Source organism: Flavobacterium psychroterrae (assembly GCF_018380615.1).
In the GTDB taxonomy this organism is placed as follows: domain Bacteria; phylum Bacteroidota; class Bacteroidia; order Flavobacteriales; family Flavobacteriaceae; genus Flavobacterium; species Flavobacterium psychroterrae.
This window is the reverse complement of the sequence record NZ_JAGYVZ010000005.1, coordinates 170,253-188,507: the sequence shown is the minus strand read 5'-3', so window position 1 is coordinate 188,507 and position 18,255 is coordinate 170,253. Positions and strand designations below refer to the sequence as shown.

General features: G+C 32.9%; 16 protein-coding genes and 1 pseudogene. 5 read left to right on the top strand and 12 right to left on the bottom strand.

The window, feature by feature from the left end:
* Positions 1–17: 17 nt before the first annotated feature.
* Positions 18–3,014 carry an amidohydrolase family protein gene (locus KHA90_RS07740; protein WP_213297184.1) on the bottom strand — a complete coding sequence of 999 codons (2,997 nt, stop codon included), beginning with the start codon at positions 3,012–3,014 and terminating at the stop codon, positions 18–20.
* A gap of 126 nt (positions 3,015–3,140) precedes the next feature.
* Here KHA90_RS07740 and KHA90_RS07735 point away from each other — a divergent pair, with 126 nt between their 5' ends.
* The gene (locus KHA90_RS07735; protein ID WP_317197382.1) at positions 3,141–4,121 is read left to right on the top strand and encodes a Gfo/Idh/MocA family protein; all 981 of its coding nucleotides are present in this window, start codon (positions 3,141–3,143) and stop codon (positions 4,119–4,121) included.
* A gap of 25 nt (positions 4,122–4,146) precedes the next feature.
* Here KHA90_RS07735 and KHA90_RS07730 read toward each other — a convergent pair whose 3' ends face one another.
* On the bottom strand, positions 4,147–5,337 hold the full coding sequence (locus KHA90_RS07730; RefSeq protein ID WP_213297182.1) for an ankyrin repeat domain-containing protein: 1,191 nt from the start codon (positions 5,335–5,337) through the stop codon (positions 4,147–4,149).
* 202 nt (positions 5,338–5,539) lie between these two features.
* Here KHA90_RS07730 and KHA90_RS07725 point away from each other — a divergent pair, with 202 nt between their 5' ends.
* Entirely contained in the window at positions 5,540–7,075 is a 1,536-nt protein-coding gene (locus KHA90_RS07725; RefSeq protein ID WP_213297162.1) for a YifB family Mg chelatase-like AAA ATPase, read from the top strand.
* 166 nt (positions 7,076–7,241) lie between these two features.
* Here KHA90_RS07725 and KHA90_RS07720 read toward each other — a convergent pair whose 3' ends face one another.
* The 6 genes and pseudogenes from KHA90_RS07720 to KHA90_RS07695 all read right to left on the bottom strand — a co-directional run bounded on the left by KHA90_RS07720 (position 7,242) and on the right by KHA90_RS07695 (position 11,986).
* Positions 7,242–7,607, bottom strand: coding sequence for a hypothetical protein (locus KHA90_RS07720; protein WP_213297160.1), 366 nt, complete (start codon positions 7,605–7,607; stop codon positions 7,242–7,244).
* Positions 7,608–7,638: 31 nt separating this feature from the next.
* On the bottom strand, positions 7,639–8,325 hold the full coding sequence (locus KHA90_RS07715) for a GNAT family N-acetyltransferase (RefSeq protein WP_213297158.1): 687 nt from the start codon (positions 8,323–8,325) through the stop codon (positions 7,639–7,641).
* A gap of 41 nt (positions 8,326–8,366) precedes the next feature.
* Complete coding sequence (locus tag KHA90_RS07710) at positions 8,367–9,236, bottom strand: alpha/beta hydrolase (RefSeq protein WP_213297156.1); 870 nt, start codon at positions 9,234–9,236, stop codon at positions 8,367–8,369.
* A 73-nt stretch (positions 9,237–9,309) separates the two neighbouring features.
* Positions 9,310–9,873, bottom strand: a complete 564-nt coding sequence (locus KHA90_RS07705) for an HD domain-containing protein (RefSeq protein WP_213297154.1) — start codon at positions 9,871–9,873, stop codon at positions 9,310–9,312.
* A 366-nt stretch (positions 9,874–10,239) separates the two neighbouring features.
* Entirely contained in the window at positions 10,240–10,728 is a 489-nt protein-coding gene (locus KHA90_RS07700) for a YegJ family protein (protein ID WP_213297152.1), read from the bottom strand.
* Positions 10,729–10,798: 70 nt separating this feature from the next.
* Positions 10,799–11,986: pseudogene (locus KHA90_RS07695) on the bottom strand (hypothetical protein).
* 553 nt (positions 11,987–12,539) lie between these two features.
* On the opposite strand from KHA90_RS07695, the gene KHA90_RS07690 reads away from it, so the two are divergent.
* Together KHA90_RS07690 and KHA90_RS07685 are read left to right on the top strand one after the other, a co-directional pair.
* Positions 12,540–13,766: an NAD(P)/FAD-dependent oxidoreductase gene (locus KHA90_RS07690; protein ID WP_213297150.1), complete on the top strand. Its 1,227-nt coding sequence runs from the start codon at positions 12,540–12,542 to the stop codon at positions 13,764–13,766.
* A gap of 39 nt (positions 13,767–13,805) precedes the next feature.
* On the top strand, positions 13,806–14,321 hold the full coding sequence (locus KHA90_RS07685; RefSeq protein WP_213297148.1) for an Rrf2 family transcriptional regulator: 516 nt from the start codon (positions 13,806–13,808) through the stop codon (positions 14,319–14,321).
* Positions 14,322–14,475: 154 nt separating this feature from the next.
* Here the strand turns inward: KHA90_RS07685 and KHA90_RS07680 are convergent, their stop codons facing one another.
* The 4 genes from KHA90_RS07680 to KHA90_RS07665 all read right to left on the bottom strand — a co-directional run bounded on the left by KHA90_RS07680 (position 14,476) and on the right by KHA90_RS07665 (position 16,645).
* Complete coding sequence (locus KHA90_RS07680) at positions 14,476–14,874, bottom strand: helix-turn-helix domain-containing protein (protein ID WP_213297146.1); 399 nt, start codon at positions 14,872–14,874, stop codon at positions 14,476–14,478.
* Between the two features lie 135 nt (positions 14,875–15,009).
* A complete protein-coding gene (locus tag KHA90_RS07675) occupies positions 15,010–15,381 on the bottom strand; it encodes a hypothetical protein (RefSeq protein WP_213297144.1) in 372 nt (123 codons plus the stop codon).
* 108 nt (positions 15,382–15,489) lie between these two features.
* A complete protein-coding gene (locus KHA90_RS07670; RefSeq protein ID WP_213297142.1) occupies positions 15,490–15,939 on the bottom strand; it encodes a hypothetical protein in 450 nt (149 codons plus the stop codon).
* 232 nt (positions 15,940–16,171) lie between these two features.
* Positions 16,172–16,645 carry a hypothetical protein gene (locus KHA90_RS07665; protein WP_213297140.1) on the bottom strand — a complete coding sequence of 158 codons (474 nt, stop codon included), beginning with the start codon at positions 16,643–16,645 and terminating at the stop codon, positions 16,172–16,174.
* 1,012 nt (positions 16,646–17,657) lie between these two features.
* On the opposite strand from KHA90_RS07665, the gene KHA90_RS07660 reads away from it, so the two are divergent.
* Positions 17,658–17,930, top strand: a complete 273-nt coding sequence (locus tag KHA90_RS07660) for a nucleoside triphosphate pyrophosphohydrolase family protein (RefSeq protein ID WP_213297138.1) — start codon at positions 17,658–17,660, stop codon at positions 17,928–17,930.
* Positions 17,931–18,255 lie beyond the last annotated feature (325 nt).

The window sequence follows — 18,255 nt, the reverse complement described above, 5'->3', positions numbered from 1 at the left end:
ATTTTCTAAAGCGATTATTATTGTTCCAAAGTATCACAGTGATATTCTTTTTTCTCTTTTCTGGTTGGTTGTTGCGTTCCTGCACCTTTATTTTTTTCCTGTAGCATTTGTCCAATCAACAAGCTTCTTTCTTTAGTGATAGCCAATTGTTTTTCAGCATCTTTTTCGATATCAAAATAAACAACACCTTCAATAATTGTTTTTTCAGCTTTAGCATAAATAGATAAAGGATTATCGCTCCATAGCACGACATCAGCATCTTTACCCACTTTTAGGCTTCCTACCTTATCATCTATATGTAATAATTTTGCAGGATTCAGGGTGACGAATTTCCATGCATCTTCTTCAGAAATATTTCCGTATTTCACCGCTTTTGCTGCTTCCTGATTCAATCTTCTTGACATTTCGGCATCATCAGAGTTATACGCTACAACTAATCCCGCGTTATGCATAATTGGTCCGTTAAACGGAATTGCATCGTTTACTTCAAACTTATAAGCCCACCAGTCAGAGAAAGTCGAAGCTCCAACGCCGTGTTCTTTCATTTTATCAGCAACCTTATAACCTTCAAGAATGTGAGTGAAAGTATTTACTTTGAAATTGAATTTTTCGGTAACATTCATCAACATCAAAATCTCAGATTCTACATAAGAGTGACACGTAATAAAACGTTCTTTATTGATAATTTCAGCAATAGTCTGTAATTCTAAATCAACTCTTGGCGTTTTTCCTTTTTTAGAACCTGCGTTGAATTTTTTCCAGTTTTCGTCATATTCTTTTGCACGTTGAAAATAATCGGTAAAAACCTGTTCAACACCCATTCTGGTTTGCGGAAAACGAGTTGGATTATCAATTCCCCAATTTGCTTGTTTTACATTTTCTCCCAAAGCAAATTTGATAAACTTAGGTTGGTTTTTGTACAACATTTCATCTGGCGAAGAACCCCATTTCCATTTTACAATCGCAGAACGACCACCTATAGGGTTTGCAGATCCGTGTAATAATTGAGAAATGGTAACTCCTCCGGCTAAATCCCTGTAAATATTAATGTCTTCAGAGTTTACAACATCCTGAATTGTAACTTCGGCGGTAGAGTTATGACCCATTTCGTTTACACCTTTAGAAATAGCGATATGCGAGTGTTCATCGATGATTCCGCTAGTGATATGTTTGCCTTTTGCATCAATAACAGTTGCCGAAGCATCAGATAAATTTTTACCAACAGCAGCTATTTTTCCGTTTTTAATCAAAACATCAGTTTCAGTCAAAACACCTTCTTTTTCGTTAGTCCAAACCGTCGCATTTTTAAACAATAAGGTTTGCGCCGTTAGTTTTTTAGAATCACCAAAGGCAACGTTAGGATATGTTGTTGGGACAATTGGATTTGGTTTTTCAACTTTAGCTGTGTCTTTAACCGCAACAAATGCGCTGGTTTTTACAGCGTTCCAAACTAATTCATCACCGTTTGATAATACCGCTTTTCCGGATAAACTTTCAGGTTTTTCAACAAATCCTGTTAAACGGGAATAATTAGATTTAAGAGTATCCGCAGGTTTGATTAAAAGGGAAATCCAGTTTTTAGAAAAAGTAAAAGTTGTTTTTAATTTCTTTGCATCAGCAGTAGTAACCTCAGATTTTGGAGCATCGGCAGTTCCGTCGATTTTCCATTTATACGTATCTTTTCCAACCGTTAAATTATAGTTTCCACGAATATCTTTTCCATTAATATCATTTACGACATATTTAGTTCCCTGAACCCAGTTTTCGTATAAAACCGTTTTCTCGTCAAATATTTCACCAGATGTAATCACAAAATTGGCGTAACTTCCAGTTTTCAAACTTCCAACTTCATTACTTTTTCCAAGAATAGCAGCAGGAATTGTCGTTAAAGCTTCTAAAGCTTTCGTTTTATCGAAACCTAATTTTATCGCTTTCAATAAATTAGGTTTAAAATCTTCCGTCTTTTTTAATTTGTCAGTTGTCAAAGCAAAAACAATTCCGTTGTCTGAAAGCACTTTTAGGTTTGTAGGTGCCTGATTCCAGAAACGCATATCAGCCAATTCGATTTGATTCGATAAATATGGATTTGAAACATCATAAGCCTCAGGAAAACTTATCGGAATAATATATTTGGCGTTTGTGCCTTTGATTTCTTCGATTCTTTCAAACTCATTTCCGCTTCCTTTCAGAATATAGTTTAAACCGAATTCTTTAGCAATTTTAGACGCTCTTAAACTATTTAATTTGTCTTCTGAAGCAAAAATCTGAACTAATTTTTCGTTTTCTGCCAAAGCTTCTAACGATAAATCTTTGGTTTCAGAATTTCCTTTTTTGTACCAATCTAAGTCTAAATACATCTGACGCAACAAAGCCATCATACCCATTAATGAACTTGGATATGCCTGATTTGTTAAGGCACTTTTTGTAAACGCAAAGTGATTGGTTACTTTATTAGCAATAATTTGTTTGCTGTTTTCTGTATTGTTCAAGGCAACTAAAATTCCGGTTCCCTGAGCAACTCCGTCAGGAATATGCGTACCCACAACACCAAAACCGGCTTTTAATAATTCTTCAGCTTTTGGCTGATCGTATTTAAAAGATTCAAAAGTGTTTACTTCAGATCGAATACTTTCGTTCCAGTAGTAACCCACTCTTTTTGTGTCATATAATGGGTTACGATCGCGTCCGCGAGGCAAATTGCTTTTTGGTTTTTCAACTCCAAAGCTGGTATAAATATCAATAAATGAAGGATAAATTGTTTTTCCTTCAAGATCAATAGCGATGCTGTTTTTAGGAATTGTAATGTTATTTCCAACGGCGATAACTTTGCCATCCTGGATTAATAAAGTTCCTTTTTCGATTTTTTGAGTTGGGGTAACATAAATTGTGGCATTTGTAAAAACGGTGAAGTTTTTGCTTTTATTTTGCACACTTTCATTAACGGGGAAGTATTCCTGAGCGTACGTTTTTGTTAAAAATACACTCAAAAAGAGTAGGAGTAGGGCTTTTTTCATAGTTTATTTGCAATTTTGTTGCTAAAAATATGAAATATATGTTATCTAAAATTTATTTAGTAAAATGTTTTTTCTTTATTTAGATAAAATTTTAATTAAACCCTTGATAAATAGTACTTACAGAATATGATGGAAAATAACAATAAGATAAAATGGGGAATTATTGGCTTAGGAAATATTGCAAATCAATTTGCTGCCGACTTATTACTTTTAGATGATGCGGAACTTTTTGCAGTTGCTTCAAGAGACAATGATAAGGCAATTGAATTTGCCCAAAAGTACAATTGCCCAAAAACATACAATTCATATGATGCGTTATTTAACGACGATCAGGTTGATATTATTTACATTGCAACGCCACATGATTCACACGCCGAATTATCAATAAAAGCATTAGAAAATGGCAAACATGTTTTATGCGAAAAACCACTAGCATTGTCCTATAAAGATGCTGCTCGAATGATTGAAGCTTCAAAAAAGAATAATAAATTTTTTATGGAAGCTTTCTGGACACGCTTTATCCCATCGATTCAGGAAGTTTTATCTAAAGTAGATCAGGGAATAATTGGCGATATAAAATATGTCAAAGCCGATTTTGCTTTTTATGCCAATGAATCACAAGGAGGAAGGCTTTTTGATAAAAAACTTGGCGGAGGATCTTTATTTGATATCGGAGTTTATCCGTTGTTTCTCTCCTATATAATGCTCGGAAATCCGAAAGAAATAATTGCAAAATCAATCTATAATAATAACGGAATCGATCTTCAGACTTCTATGATTTTACAATATGAAAATGCTCAGGCATTTTTGCATTCCTCAATAGTTTCTGAATCTGATATGAAAGCAACTATAAGCGGAACAAAAGGACATATTCAGCTTAATTCTCCGTGGTATATTGCCGATGGATATACTGTTTCTATCGAAAATCAGGAGGTCAAATTTAGTTTGCCAAATCTGGGAAAAGGATATACTCATGAAGCAATTGAATGTCATAATTGCATTAGAAACAATCGAATTGAAAGCCAGCTTTGGTCACACCAAAATAGTCTGGATTTGAGTAAGATTGTGGAGGATATAAAAAATCAAATCGGATTAAGTTTTTCTTAATCCGATTAAGAAATAAATAGTATAGTTAATTAAGCAATTCAGCTATTTCATTCTGATTTGTTAAAACCGCGAGAGAAAATGCAGTATGTCCTTCCGCCGAAATTGATTTATCGGCATCATTTTCCAACAAAATCTTTACAACATCAATATGACCCATTTCACAAGCTCGATGTAATGCCGTAAATCCTCTGTGATCTTGCAGATTTATCAAACCTCCGGATTTTATAAGTAAATTTAATTTCTCAATTTTATTAGATTGTACCGCATTCATTATAGGCGTTGCGCCTTGATGCGTTCGTGCATTTGGGTCAGCTCCTAATTCAAGTAATTTTGCCATAGATTCAATACTTTCTGCTGCCATTGACCAATGTAAAGGCGCTAATCCATCTCCGGCTAAAGCATTTAAATTTACTCCTTTTTTAAATTGGTTCTCAATTTCTTGTAAATCTCCCTGGGCAACTGCAATATGAAGTAAAGAATGTGATCGCAAAGGCGAATTTGCAACGGGTAGAAATTGATCATCAAATACCCCCAATTGAGCCATATTTCCATAAGTCAAAAATGCCCAATGACTTGCAATTTTTGTATGATTTTCAAGTTCAAGAGGTAAAAGAGCAGGCACTATTTCCTCAATCGAATGGCTGATTAAAATAAAGTTGAGAATAGCTTTTGTAAATTCAGGACTTTCATCTTCTGTAAATTCTCCCGTAATTGTTTCTACTATAAGTTCATTTTCTTTTTGAGTTGTTTTTGCAATTACTAAAACTTCCCGTAACCAACTGCGAACAAAAATCAGAAATTCTCCATCAAAATAAACAGCCCATTTATGTTCCATTGTATTAGGTGTAAATAAAACTCCGGGATAAAGAATTTTATCTGTTTTAAATGAAATATTTGCAGTTATTGTTTTTTCAGTTACAGGTCTTTTTCCAAAAAAAGAAGAACCATTTTCACTACCATAAGAAATTGCATTTACAGCCATTTTTTGATTTTGAGAGGTAGAAATCATGGTTAGCGTAAAAGGTCGTAAATCTAAAATCCTGCGTCCCCACGGATTTTCAGCTGCTTCTATCCATGATAATTTTATTTCATCCGATATTATTTCTTCTTCTTTTTCCTCTTCCTGTTTTGCGTATTTTTCAACTCTTTGTTCCGTTTTCTGCTCAATTTTTTGTTCAACTTTATTTTTTCCGAAAAGATTTCTTAAAAATGACATTTTTTTGGGTTTTGGTTTTTATAAGGCTTATGTTTAAAAAACTAATATAGCAATTAAATTGTAATGAGCATTACGTAAAAATTTTATATCAAATTATTCATATCTCAAAATATTGTTTTTTAATATTGTAATAAAATATTTACAAAATAAATAGGTTTTAAGTATTTATTAGATACTTTTACTCTTTCAATAATGATCAGATATGTTAGTAAAAGTTTACGGAAGTGCTGTTTTTGGAGTTGAAGCTACTACAATTACAGTAGAAGTTCATATGGATAAAGGAATTGGTTATCATTTAGTTGGATTGCCGGATAGTGCTATAAAAGAAAGCAGTTTCCGGATTGCGGCAGCTTTAAAAAACAACGGATTAAGTTTGCCCGGAAAAAGAATTACCATAAATATGGCGCCCGCCGACTTACGAAAAGAAGGTTCTGCTTATGATTTGCCTCTTGCAATGGGAATTTTAGTAGGTTCAGATCAAATAAAAGCGCCCAATATTGAGGATTATATTATTATGGGAGAACTTTCGCTTGACGGAAGTTTACAACCTATTCGTGGCGCTTTGCCTATCGCCATAAAAGCAAAAGAGGAAGGTTATAAAGGTTTTTTTCTTCCAATTCAAAACGTAAAAGAAGCCGCTATTGTGGCAGGATTAGATGTTTACGGAGTCGAAAATGTGCAGGATGTAATTAACTTTTTTTCCGGAAAAGGAAATCTTGAACCCACTGTAATTGATACAAGAGCCGAGTTTTATAAAACACTGGATTTTCCTGAATTCGATTTCTCTGATGTCCGCGGGCAGGAAAGTATAAAACGCTGTATGGAAATCGCCGCTGCGGGAGGTCACAATATTATTTTAATTGGTCCGCCTGGAGCAGGAAAAACTATGCTTGCTAAACGTTTGCCCAGTATTTTACCGCCAATGACTTTGCGCGAAGCATTAGAAACAACTAAAATTCATAGCGTTGCAGGAAAATTAAAAGAAGTTGGATTAATGAATCAGCGTCCGTTTCGTAGTCCGCATCATACTATTTCGAATGTTGCGCTCGTTGGCGGAGGAAGTTATCCACAGCCCGGCGAAATTTCAATGGCGCATAATGGCGTTTTATTTCTGGACGAATTGCCGGAATTTAAACGTGATGTTTTAGAAGTAATGCGTCAGCCGCTTGAAGATCGCGAAGTCACTATTTCCCGCGCTAAATTTACTGTGACTTATCCATCATCTTTTATGCTGGTGGCAAGTATGAATCCAAGTCCGAGTGGTTTTTTTAATGATCCAAGTATGCCAAATACTTCTTCTCCACACGAAATGCAGCGTTATTTAAGCAAGATTTCAGGACCTTTATTAGATCGAATCGATATTCATATTGAAGTTACTCCGGTTCCTTTCGAAAAACTATCAGACGATCGAAAAGCCGAAAGCAGTGTAGAAATCAGAAAACGGGTTACGGCAGCACGTGAAATTCAAACTGCAAGATTTGAAGAAATGGAAAACATACATTACAACGCACAAATGAGCAGTAAATTAATCAGGGAATATTGCGCACTCGACGACCAATCAAAAGAATTGTTAAAAATGGCAATGGAACGATTGAATCTTTCCGCAAGAGCTTATGACAGAATCTTAAAAGTAGCCAGAACAATTGCCGATTTAGACGCTGCGCCAACAGTTATTTCGCAACATATCGCAGAAGCTATTCAGTATAGAAGTTTAGATCGTGATGGTTGGCTGGGGTAAAATTTTAGATTTTAGATTTTTAGATTTTTGCTAAGTATTGACATTACTAGGAACGAGGAATCTCCGCAAGTAATTCTACAAAGATGAGACAAACTTTGTCGCTTATTGTCGCGGAGATTCCTCATTTCTCGGAATGAAAAACTAGGCTTATAAAAGCTTAAACAATCTATTCAGCAACCTTTTTATATTCAAAAGTTCCTATTTGTGGTGTTGTAATAATACGTTTATTGGCATCAAAATAATCAACGGAGAATTTTACGGGCATTAAAATGGCAATAATAGTTAGTTCAGAATTATCCTTGGATAGTTTCCATTTCGCTTTATGCGATTCATCACCAACAAGACTTTCAAAATCACCATTTCCCTTGAAAACCTGAAAAACCTGATCGGTTTTATAATATTCCTTAATGTTTTTTTCCTTGCCTTTTTTAGTCCATTTTACTAATTGCCATTTTCCAATAAGTTCCTTTGAAGTCTGTGCGTTCATCGAAAAACCTATTAAAAAGATTACCATTAAAAATAATTTTCTCATAATTACAGTAGATTAAAGTTGTAGGATAAATTTACTGATTTTTAGAAATATTCCAAAGGCTCATTTTTCTTCTCGTCACAAAACCTAGTTTTTCATATAAGCCAATTGCTCCAATATTACTTTCGACTACATGCAAATATGGCGTTTTGTTCTGATTAAAAATAGCATTTACAACATGTGTAATTAATTGTTTGGCGTAACCTTTTCCCGTATGGTCCGGATGAGTTACAATAGCACTTACTTCGGTAAAATCGTTCATTTTCATGCGTTCACCAGTAATTGCAACTAATTGATTGTCTTTAAATATTCCATAATAATCACCTAATAATGGTGTTTTAGTTTTAAAATATCCGGGCTGAACTAAGTTTACCAAGTCACATAATTCAGTATTATGTTCTTCAGTAAGTTTAGTAATTTGAGCAGTTACAGGTTGGTCAATTTTGTCGTAAATAATCATTTGAAGGCAAACTAATTCCTTAACAATTTTTGCAGCATCTGCTATTTTTGGTTTTTCACCTACAATAAAAAAATTTTCTGATAATGCCACATATTCATTTATTGCTGCTACAGTACTTTCGGTTTTTATAACTCCTCCAAACGGACAATAATCGGGATTGTAAAATTTGGTTCCGTTATAATCAATATCAAATCCTGCATGGGTTTCACACAAAGAATTCCAGGTTGGATTGTCTAATTTATTTTCGTCTATACTTTTCATAATTGTATAATAGTATTCGATAATTTTAAAAGCTTGTTTTATTACTTCTCCTGAATTGGATAAAAGAACTTAAAAGAATTTGAAGTCGCAGGATGCAAAATTGTGCCATGATTTTCCTGAGGGAAATAATCAAAATACACTTTTATGTTTTTACTTTTTGTTGCTTTGATTTTTTCGGATAACAAATTGGCGTCAACTTCCATCACTCTCGGAATTTCCGTTGGCGTAAGACCTTCTTTACCAACAGCGATATAAATTTCGGTTTTTTGAGTAAAGTTTTCCTGAAAAATAGCACTATCCTGACTTAATATAGAACCATTATTCCACCAAATACTCGGACTCACAATAACATATTTATTAAAAAGTGTTGGTTTTTTTAATAGAATTTCGGTTTCTAATAATCCGCCTAAAGATTGTCCAATAATAGTTTTCGAATCGTTTGTTTTGTATTTTTTATCAATAAAAGGCTGTAATTCTTTTTCGATAAAAGCAATAAATTTATCCGAATGTCCGGAAGTTGCAAAGCGTTTCTGATCCTTTTCGATAGTGGTTGGAAACGTAAAATCCCTTCTTCTATCCACCGTTGCAATTCCTACTACGATAGATTTTGGAACCTGATTAATCCATTCAAAGCTATTAAATTGTACCAAACCCACAATGTGAATAAAATCTTCATCTGCTGAACCGTCTAATAAATAAATCACTGGATATTTAGTTGCATCTTTGGCTTTATAACCTTCCGGAAGATAAATGTTCAGGATTCGTTTTTCGCCTAATTCTTTCGATTGTAATTCATCAATTACGCCTAATACAAAAGGTTTGCTTGTTTCAGTGATTTTTGATTTATTGGCTTGACTAAAAATTAGAGTGGAGGTAAATAATAAGAAAGTAATAGTGATAATTTTATTCATTTTATGGTATTTAAGAATCATCTGGATTCAAATATAATATTTAGATAAAGTATTTTGTACTTATGCTGATTGTCTAATTTTGTATATGTGAAGTCACACAATATTCTAAATAGGCGATTATTTTTTCCTGAAGTCTTTTTTCCAGAAAATCATTACTTCCTTTTAATACATTTGATATTTGAACCGCTTCTTTCTGATATTCCTTAATTTTTTCTACACCCCAAAGTTGAGGCGGAGTTTGTAAATTCGTTATTCTGTCTGCTAATTTTACAGCCCAGACTTCTTTTGATAATTTTTTGATACGATTTAAACTATCACTCATTCTGTTTTCTTTAAGAACTTCAGCATTCTTTGTCAATGCTAAAACGGCTTCGGCAATTTCCTGACTAAATTCCTGAGAAAGTTCTTCAAATGTAGTTTTAGTATCTTCTAAAATGTCATGAAGCAAAGCTACCTGAATTGCAAATGGAGCATTAAAATCTTTTGTGTTTTGCGAAGCAACTAAAATTTCCATTGCTACATTACTTAAATGTACAACGTAGGGTAAATTAGTTCCGGGAATTACCTGATTGATATCTGCGTGTTTTTTTGCGGCGAATTTTATTGCTTTTTGATAAAGTCTTTGTATGTCAGTCATAATATTTGTTCAGAGATTTTTAATTTTTGGCGTATAATTATGTTTAAAAGACAGAGAATATTTTCTCTTATTACGAAAATACAAAAAAAATCCGCTTCGATTGAAACGGGATTTCATAGTTGTATAATTTAACCCGTTGGGTGTAATTATTTTTAACCCATAAAAGCATAGATATTTCTAGCTAAAAAAACGCGTTTCACTGATTTATAATACGCAAAACTAGCTCTATGAAAGAAATATATTTCTTTTTTGCGTTCTTTTTAAAGTTTAAAATCTATGTCCCAATAGCTATCGGGACTATGTGTTTAATTGAACTTTTATTAGTTACATCTAACGTGTTAATTTTATATAAATATTCCTCTTTATTTAATCAATCTGCATTCCACTTTCAGAATCAAATTGTTTTTTTTCGTCTTCAGACATTCTGTTTCGTAATACTTTTATAGTGTAACCGCCAAATAGTTTTCCGTTGTCAATATACATCCAGTCGCTAATGTTTTTAGAATCAACATTTACTTTATCGCCAATTTTATATTCGGTAATATATTCAGGTTCATTGTCTAAAACCCCGGAATATTTCCCATCTTTAAACTCAATATCACTTAGCCAAATATGCTCAGCATCAGTTTCATTTTGAAATTTAACTTTTAGTGATTTTACTTCAATTTCCGGATTCAGCAAAGCAGTATTAAAATCAGTCAAAGTTTGATTGGCTTTTTCAATTGCCGCATTCATTTCTTTATCAGTACTTTTAACATCATAAATATCAGGCTGATTTTCTCTTTCAACTTTATCAGAATTTTTACAGCTTATGAAACAAAATATAATTAAGGTAATCAGGATTTTACTTTTCATTTTGAGATTGAATTAAGTTTTACGTGGTTTTTTTTCAGAATAAGAACAAATCTTCAGGCAAAAATATTGTTTAACCTTTAAACTTATTCCTGACAATAATATCTTTAAGTCTGGCTTTTAAATCTTCGCCGGTATCAAAAACCATTTGTTCATTGTTAGGGAAAGGTACGGCGCGTTTGTTAAAATATGTCATATAATTATCCTCACAAGCACTTCTGTCGCCTTTGTAAGTCGAATAAATATTTTCGAAAATAAATTCACTCGTTACAGGAAATGATTGTAGCAATTGGTTTGTTTTTACATCAACGTAATCCACTTTTGCAGTAACCTGACAAGATTTAAATTGTCTAAATTCATAAATATTTGCGCGAAGTGTTCTGTAATTGTCCACTTTTATTTCCTTTCCCAAAGTATCTTTAACAGGTCTTCCGCGACTGTCCAAAAGTGTTTTTACACCATCCTTAACCTGTCTTTCTTTAATAAATTCCTTCTCCTTAATTTGTTCCGGCGAAATAATAATCTGTCTGAAATTGATAATCAGACTATAATCATACGCCACATTTTTTTGTCTTAAACTATGGTAAACCGTCCATTTATCGTTTAATCCGTAGGTTTTAAAATCTAACAAATCATCCTGAAGCTGTTTTGGGATCACCATATTTGTTTCGTTTTTTGCATAAACATCCACAAAATCAGTTCCTTTAAACTGCGCATCGTCCATCAGCTTTTTGGTGTTTTTATATCCCGGATTAATACTTTCCAGATAGAAAAAATCATCATAGGCTTTTCTGAAATCCAGCTTATTATTCTACTTTAAAAGTGCCGAAGCGTTTTCATATAAATATTTTGAAAGCGCATTTTTACTGCTCACAATTTGATCCGAATAATTCTCAAACGCAAACGAAGCATTTTTCCCCAGTTTTAATAAAGGCAATGGTAATAACGGTCTGATTTTTTCCTGACGATTATTAAGCTGTAAATAAGTATTGTAAATTCGTTCAGAATTAGCAACATTTGCTTCCTTTATCATCAAATCAAGATTGCGCAAATCCCTGTCTTTCGCTTTTGCAAAAGCTTCTTCGAGTAAATACACATAATCCTGTTTCCCTTTAGAGTCTTTTTTGGTTTTCAATGCTTCAACAGCGCGGTCTATGGCTCCGTCATAATTTCCGTCGCTTAACAACGACTGAGTAGTTTTTACACCACATGACGAAAGAGCTAAAAATAATATAGAAACCAGTAAAGTAATTTTTTGCATAACTATTGCTTTTAAAGCTGTAAATATATCTGTTTTTAGATGAATTTAAATAAGGTAAAATTTAAATTTCTGGAGAAGCAATTTTTGTTTTCAAAAGAACCATTCGTCCCGCTTTCGCCTTTATCTCTCCATTTCATTGCGAGGATATCGGCTCTATCGGGGCTAAATTAGACGATTTAGTTTTTATTAGAAATTCAGTCAAACTGTAATAATATTTTTTAATTAAGCCGTTGGGTGTAATTATTTTTTAACACTGAACTTTTATTGGTTGCACCCAACGGGTTTTAATTATACAATTAATCAAGTTTGTTTTTAATGTAATGATTCACGTAAAGGAAATCGTAGAGGCGCACAGAAGTACGTCTCAGTTGATGAATTTTTTGATGAATTTTAAAAATCTCAAAAATCACAAACTTCTGAAAATGTTATATTTGTAAGTTAAAAATTATATTTTTTAGTATTTAATATAAAATAATGAAAGAATAACTTTATAATTTAACCTATTATGTCTTTATTTGCGACAAATATTATCGTAATTATCTATAAAAGAAAAATGAAAAAGAAATTATTAGTTATTGGAGGTGGTTTTGCAGGTTTTTGGAGTGCTTTAAGCGCTGTTCGTCAAAGTCGCGAATTAAAAAAAGAAGATGAATTAGAAATAACCGTAATAAATATGGATGAATATTTAACCATTCGTCCGCGATTATACGAGGTTTCGTTAGAAGGATTGAGAGTTGAACTGAATAAATATTTCAAACCATTAAACATCAAACTTATCATTGGAAAAGCCGAAATTATAAATCCTGAAAAAAATCAGGTAACGGTTGCAACCGAGAACGGATCCAGAATGTTGGCTTATGATTATCTGATTTTATCTTCGGGAAGTGTTTTAAAGGCGATAGATATTCCGGGCATTGAAAAGACTTTTAATGTAGACACATTTAATGGCGCTCAAAAATTAGAAGACCATTTAAAACAATTAGCCGGAAAAAATTTTAATGGAGAAGGCGCTGCAACTTTTGTAATCGCAGGAAGCGGATTAACAGGCCTTGAAGTGGCGACCGTAATCAAGGAAAAAGCAAATAAAATATTAGCAGATCAAGCTCAGAAACCAATTGATTTTAAGGTTGTACTTATAGAAAAGGCAGAAAAGGTTGGGAGTTATTATTCGACCGAAGCACAGAATTACGTCATAGAAACATTAAATGCGAAAGACATAACAGTAATCACGGGAGTTACTTTAGATGGGTTTTCGCATAATGGCGCAACATTAAGTAACGGTCAATTTATAGCATCACAAACAGTGGTGTCAACAGTAGGATTAGTGGCGAGTTCGCTTTCTTCATTTTTTAAAGGCGAAAAAGACAAACAAGGGCGTTTGCATGTCAACGAATATCTCCAACTTGAGGAACATAATAACGTGTTGGCGGCTGGTGATGTTGCGAATGTTCCCGTTGATGATAAAGGAAATAGTTCAATAATGGCGTGTCAGTTTTCAATGTTTTTAGGTAAATGGGCGGGGCATAATGCAGTAAACGCATTATTTGGTCACGCTTTAAAACCTTACAATTATACAGATTATGTGACTTGTGTAGATCTAGGCCAGCAAGACGGAATGTTAACGACAGGGTGGGAACGTACATTGCTTTCAAGTGGAATTGAAGGGAAAACGATAAAAATGGAAGTGACTACAAAACTAATTTATCCGGCAGATGATGTTCAAACTGCACTGGAAGATTCATATCCTGAAGTGCCAAATGTGAGCCAAAACGCGGTTTAATATCAATCTGTTTTTTATGAAATTTATAAAATCATTGTTATGCCAACTTTAGGAAAAAATGTAGAATATGCCATACATTCTTTGGTTTATTTGATCGATACACCAAATAATTCTACGATTACGGTACGAGATCTTGCACAGTTTCAAAATATATCCGAAACATATCTGGCAAAGGCTTTTACCAAATTGAAAAAGGCAGGAATTGTGCGATCGAATATTGGTATAAAAGGAGGTTATAAACTGGCAAAATTAGCAAGTGAAATAACTTTTTTAGACATCGTTCTTGCGGTCGAAGGCGAGATTTCGTTTTTTGAATGCAACAATATCCGTGACAATTGTATCTTGATGGATAAAGAAAATCTCCCGTGGAAGAAAGGCAATTATTGCGCGATTCACCTCGCGATGATCGAAACCGAAAATAAGATAAAAGATTCGTTACGTGAAAAAAAACTGCAATGGGTTTATGATACCATGAATAAACAATACGGAAGTGGAATGATTGATAAATCGCGAAATTGGTTTCAGCGAAATGTAGTTGATGCAAAAAGAAGCTAGATTCCTGTTGATCGTAAAACGCACATTTTACAATATTTTTTACATTTCTATTAATTGTAGACGCGCACAACAGTGCGTCTAATAGTAACAAAAAAAGCGGAAAAGTATTTTTTGACTCTTCCGCTTTTTTATATGAAATTCTCTTTCGGGAATATTATTTTCCTTTTAGTAATTTTTCTAAATATTCTACTTTTTCTTTTTCAACCTGAACCAAACGTTCGTAAAGTTCAACCACTTTCTCAAGCGGATTAAAAGTACAATAATTATTAGGGCCGTTTACCTGATTATGATTAGAGCTATTGTCGTAAAAGTTATTGTAATAACTAAAAACAGTTTCTTCTGAAAAATTTTCAATTGCGTCAATTGTAACTCCAAGAATTTTTGCAATTTCTTTAAGCTTCTTAGTTTCAACTTCTTCACTTCCTTCGATGCTTGAAAAAGATTGTTGGCTTATGCCAATAGCTTCTGCAAATGCATCTTGTTTCATTCCGCGAAGTTCTCTCATTCGGCTAATATTTCTGCCAATGTGTTTACGTTTAGTTGCTGTGCTCATAATTCAAAGATATTTAAAATTCTTTAAAATAGAGATCTGTAAAAAACGCGTTTTTTTGGTGTGATACTATTTTGGTTGGTTTTGGTGAATTATCAATACAAGTGTTTTCTGATGTTTTAAACCTAAATTTCGATATTAATTTTTAGAATTAATTTTCAATTTTATCCGATACACAATTTCCCAAAACAAAATAGAAAATACTGCATTTGCCATAATTGCCGTTTTAATACCATAAGGATCCAGGTTTGAAAACAAATGCAAATCGCCAAACTTCATTGCTAAAAACAAAGCCAATGCTGCAATTGCAATAGAAGAAACGATATTTAATAAAACGTTCCATTTTAGTGCGAAAAAAGCATAAATAATATTCAATAAAGCAAAACCGCAGCCTAAAGTTTTAAAGGGATCAGTTGCTAATCTTTCTGCCAGCGAAAGTAAAGCGGAAGTCGAAGAAAGATACAGAAAAAATAGTATAGAATAAAAAAGGATTCGGATTTGAGGTTTCATTAGATTAATTTTTTTGTAAAGTTACTTAAAAGAATGAAACGGAGTTTTAGAATATTATTTTGATTATTGTTGTTGCTGCAAAGTTAAAATCCTGCAAGTTGTATTTACTTACTGCAAAAGCGCTTCTGTTTTAGTTTCCGATTTTTCTTTGACCGCACTGTCAGGACGTAAACTCCAGATTACCAGAAATTTTCCTTTTGCAAGATATTCTTCCGGATGCTCATCTGTTGGCTGACCATCTTTGCCCCACAATAATCCTTGCAGAAATCTGTCGCCTTTAAATGTATGTTCAAATTCGAAATACATTATTGATCCACGATCCGTTTTACTTTTAAAACTTTGAATTGCTTTATTCTTCACCGTTCCAACAATTGTACTGTAGGTTTCAATATCAGTATAAAAATTGCAAGCCTGAACAGAAACACAAATATTGCCGTCGTTTAAAGCGTAGGTTTTTGGAATTTCTTTTGGTTTTAGCTTTAAATCAGCGATAGTTTGGCTGAATATATTTGTACTCAGTAATAAAAATAACAGCGATAGGGGAATCGTAATTTTCATGAAGTTTTGGTTTATTAGGAATTGAATTTAACGAGCTAAAATAATATTTTTATTTGAATTTAATTAAAGTTCGTTTTCAAGGAAGGGTAAGATTAATTTGTATGCTAGCGCGAGCGTCCCGCTCGTGACAGTTCCAAATTTTTTAATTTCAGATTTGGCTATAGCTTGCGTTCACGAGCGGGACGCTCGCGCTAGCTGGAGAAGTTTTTTATTCAAAATACCAAATGTTTATTTAATTAGTATTTTTGATAATTCTATCGTGATCACCACTCAAAGAAGTTATATAATATGTAATACAGTCATAATCGAATTTTTCAAGTGTTTGTCCGCTTTCTATAATGTCGATTTCTTGATTTGTTAGTAAAGTAGTAGTTCCACCACCCGCACAAACAACAAAAAGTTCCTCACTTAATATTTTATAAAAATAGTCTAACGCAATTTTTATTTCTTCTTTGAAATCTTGATCACTATAACTATCAAAATGACAATGATAACCATCAAATCCGACAGTTAGTTCATTATTTTCGGAACTAAAGTATAAATTTGAAGAACTATTTTTGTTTTTGGATCTGAGTTCTATAAAAATGTGATTTTTTCCAAAATCGGAAGGTTGTAATGATATATTTTCGAGTAATTTACTATTATTCTTTTTTAGATATTCATAAACTTTATTTGAATAATCATTTAATTCATTTGAATTAATCATAATGTTTGATTTTATTTTTAAAATTTAAGTTTTTGTCTTGTATAACTTAATATTCTTATTTTTTTAGATTATCTCTAAATACTATTTATGCTGTAAAATAGTTAAAACGCACCCAGGTTATATTAAGTTTGTCTATAATTTTTTTATTTTTTATCAAGCTAAAATATTTATTTTTTCTTATAAATAACTATATCAACTGTCTTTTATCTCATGAAAATAATCCTGCGTCAGGGATAGAGGTGTTATCCTTTTGTGAAGTGGAATGGAACAAAAGATATAGCCGAAAGCCCGACCCGGAGGGAGACGCCCAAAATATTAAAATTTAATTTTTATCCCGAAGCCTCGGGACCAAGTTTCAATTATTCAGTTTAGTAAACCCGACAGATTTTTAAAACCTGTTGGGTTTGGTGGTTTAATGAAATTCTATTAAAGTTTCATTTCGAAAAACGAGAAATCACACAAGAAACTCGACAAAGCTTGACGATTTTGTTTGCTGAATTACGAGTGTGATTTCTCGTTCCTCGAAATGACAAACTTCTTGGTTTTGCATGGACTTCGACTTAAAAGTTCCGAAGGAACGTACTATTTTGTAGGGCTGGACTTCAGTCCAGTCTGACAAAATTGAGAATAGAATATCATAAAATCCGATTTAATCCGTGTTTTCATGAAGCTAATCCGTGTTATCCGCGTTCAGTATTGGCGATTTACTTTGCATACTTTCTTATGTGATTTCTCCTTTCGTCGAAATTGACAAATTTTGCGGTTATTTTGTAAGGACTTCTCCCGAATTCTCGAGGTGCCAGCCTTATACATGCTTCAATTTTTTTAATTAACCAAAATTAATAAGTAAGTTTTTGTTTACAATAATTAATCTTTTTAATTATCTTTAAAAATGTATTTATTACCTGTTTTTATCTGAAAAGATGAAAAGAAAATATAAGCACAATTCTTCAAAATAATAAAACACAAATAAAAGGAAATGGATTTAAATGAAATAACAAAAAAAGTTGTAATGGTATCTGATCAGTACGAGAAAAACTGCAATATCAAAAGAGACGCAGATTGGTATATTTTAAAACTACAGGAAGAATTAGGAGAGTTAACTCAAAATTATCTTTCATATACGCTTAGAGGGAGGAATAGAAATCTAACACAAGAAGAATTGAAAAAGAACATTTCGAATGAAGTCGCCGATATTTTGGGGCAAATTTTATTATTCGCAAATTATCATAATATTGATATAGGAAAGTCTATGGAAGAAAAATGGTTTACATATCTAAAATAAAATCTTGTTAAGTTTCCGCGTCAGGGATAGAGACGTTATTCTTTTGTGAAGTGAAACGGAACAAAATATATAGCCGAAAGACCGACCTGAAGGTAAGCGCCCAAGATATTAAAATTCAATTATAAAGTTTAGTAAACCCGACAGATTTTTAAAACCTGTCGGGTTTGTTACATCAAGTAGATTCAGTTGCAAAATCATGAGAAAAATCCGTTTTAATCCGCGTTTTTTCGAAGCAAATCCGTGTCATCCGCGTTCAATATTGGCGATTTGCTTTGTGGAATTTCTAATGTAATTTCTCGTTCTTCTAAATGACAAGTATTGTGGT

Excerpts from the sequence above, each read along its gene's own strand:
- KHA90_RS07675 (WP_213297144.1), bottom strand. The coding sequence starts at position 15,381 with ATGAAACCTCAAATCCGAATCCTTTTTTATTCTATACTATTTTTTCTG.
- KHA90_RS07665 (WP_213297140.1), bottom strand. The coding sequence starts at position 16,645 with ATGATTAATTCAAATGAATTAAATGATTATTCAAATAAAGTTTATGAA.
- KHA90_RS07735 (WP_317197382.1), top strand. The coding sequence starts at position 3,141 with ATGATGGAAAATAACAATAAGATAAAATGGGGAATTATTGGCTTAGGA.
- KHA90_RS07715 (WP_213297158.1), bottom strand. The coding sequence starts at position 8,325 with ATGAAAAGTATAGACGAAAATAAATTAGACAATCCAACCTGGAATTCT.
- KHA90_RS07705 (WP_213297154.1), bottom strand. The coding sequence starts at position 9,873 with ATGACTGACATACAAAGACTTTATCAAAAAGCAATAAAATTCGCCGCA.
- KHA90_RS07685 (WP_213297148.1), top strand. The coding sequence starts at position 13,806 with ATGCCAACTTTAGGAAAAAATGTAGAATATGCCATACATTCTTTGGTT.
- KHA90_RS07680 (WP_213297146.1), bottom strand. The coding sequence starts at position 14,874 with ATGAGCACAGCAACTAAACGTAAACACATTGGCAGAAATATTAGCCGA.
- KHA90_RS07730 (WP_213297182.1), bottom strand. The coding sequence starts at position 5,337 with ATGTCATTTTTAAGAAATCTTTTCGGAAAAAATAAAGTTGAACAAAAA.
- KHA90_RS07720 (WP_213297160.1), bottom strand. The coding sequence starts at position 7,607 with ATGAGAAAATTATTTTTAATGGTAATCTTTTTAATAGGTTTTTCGATG.
- KHA90_RS07660 (WP_213297138.1), top strand. The coding sequence starts at position 17,658 with ATGGTATCTGATCAGTACGAGAAAAACTGCAATATCAAAAGAGACGCA.
- KHA90_RS07740 (WP_213297184.1), bottom strand. The coding sequence starts at position 3,014 with ATGAAAAAAGCCCTACTCCTACTCTTTTTGAGTGTATTTTTAACAAAA.
- KHA90_RS07670 (WP_213297142.1), bottom strand. The coding sequence starts at position 15,939 with ATGAAAATTACGATTCCCCTATCGCTGTTATTTTTATTACTGAGTACA.
- KHA90_RS07710 (WP_213297156.1), bottom strand. The coding sequence starts at position 9,236 with ATGAATAAAATTATCACTATTACTTTCTTATTATTTACCTCCACTCTA.
- KHA90_RS07725 (WP_213297162.1), top strand. The coding sequence starts at position 5,540 with ATGTTAGTAAAAGTTTACGGAAGTGCTGTTTTTGGAGTTGAAGCTACT.
- KHA90_RS07700 (WP_213297152.1), bottom strand. The coding sequence starts at position 10,728 with ATGAAAAGTAAAATCCTGATTACCTTAATTATATTTTGTTTCATAAGC.
- KHA90_RS07690 (WP_213297150.1), top strand. The coding sequence starts at position 12,540 with ATGAAAAAGAAATTATTAGTTATTGGAGGTGGTTTTGCAGGTTTTTGG.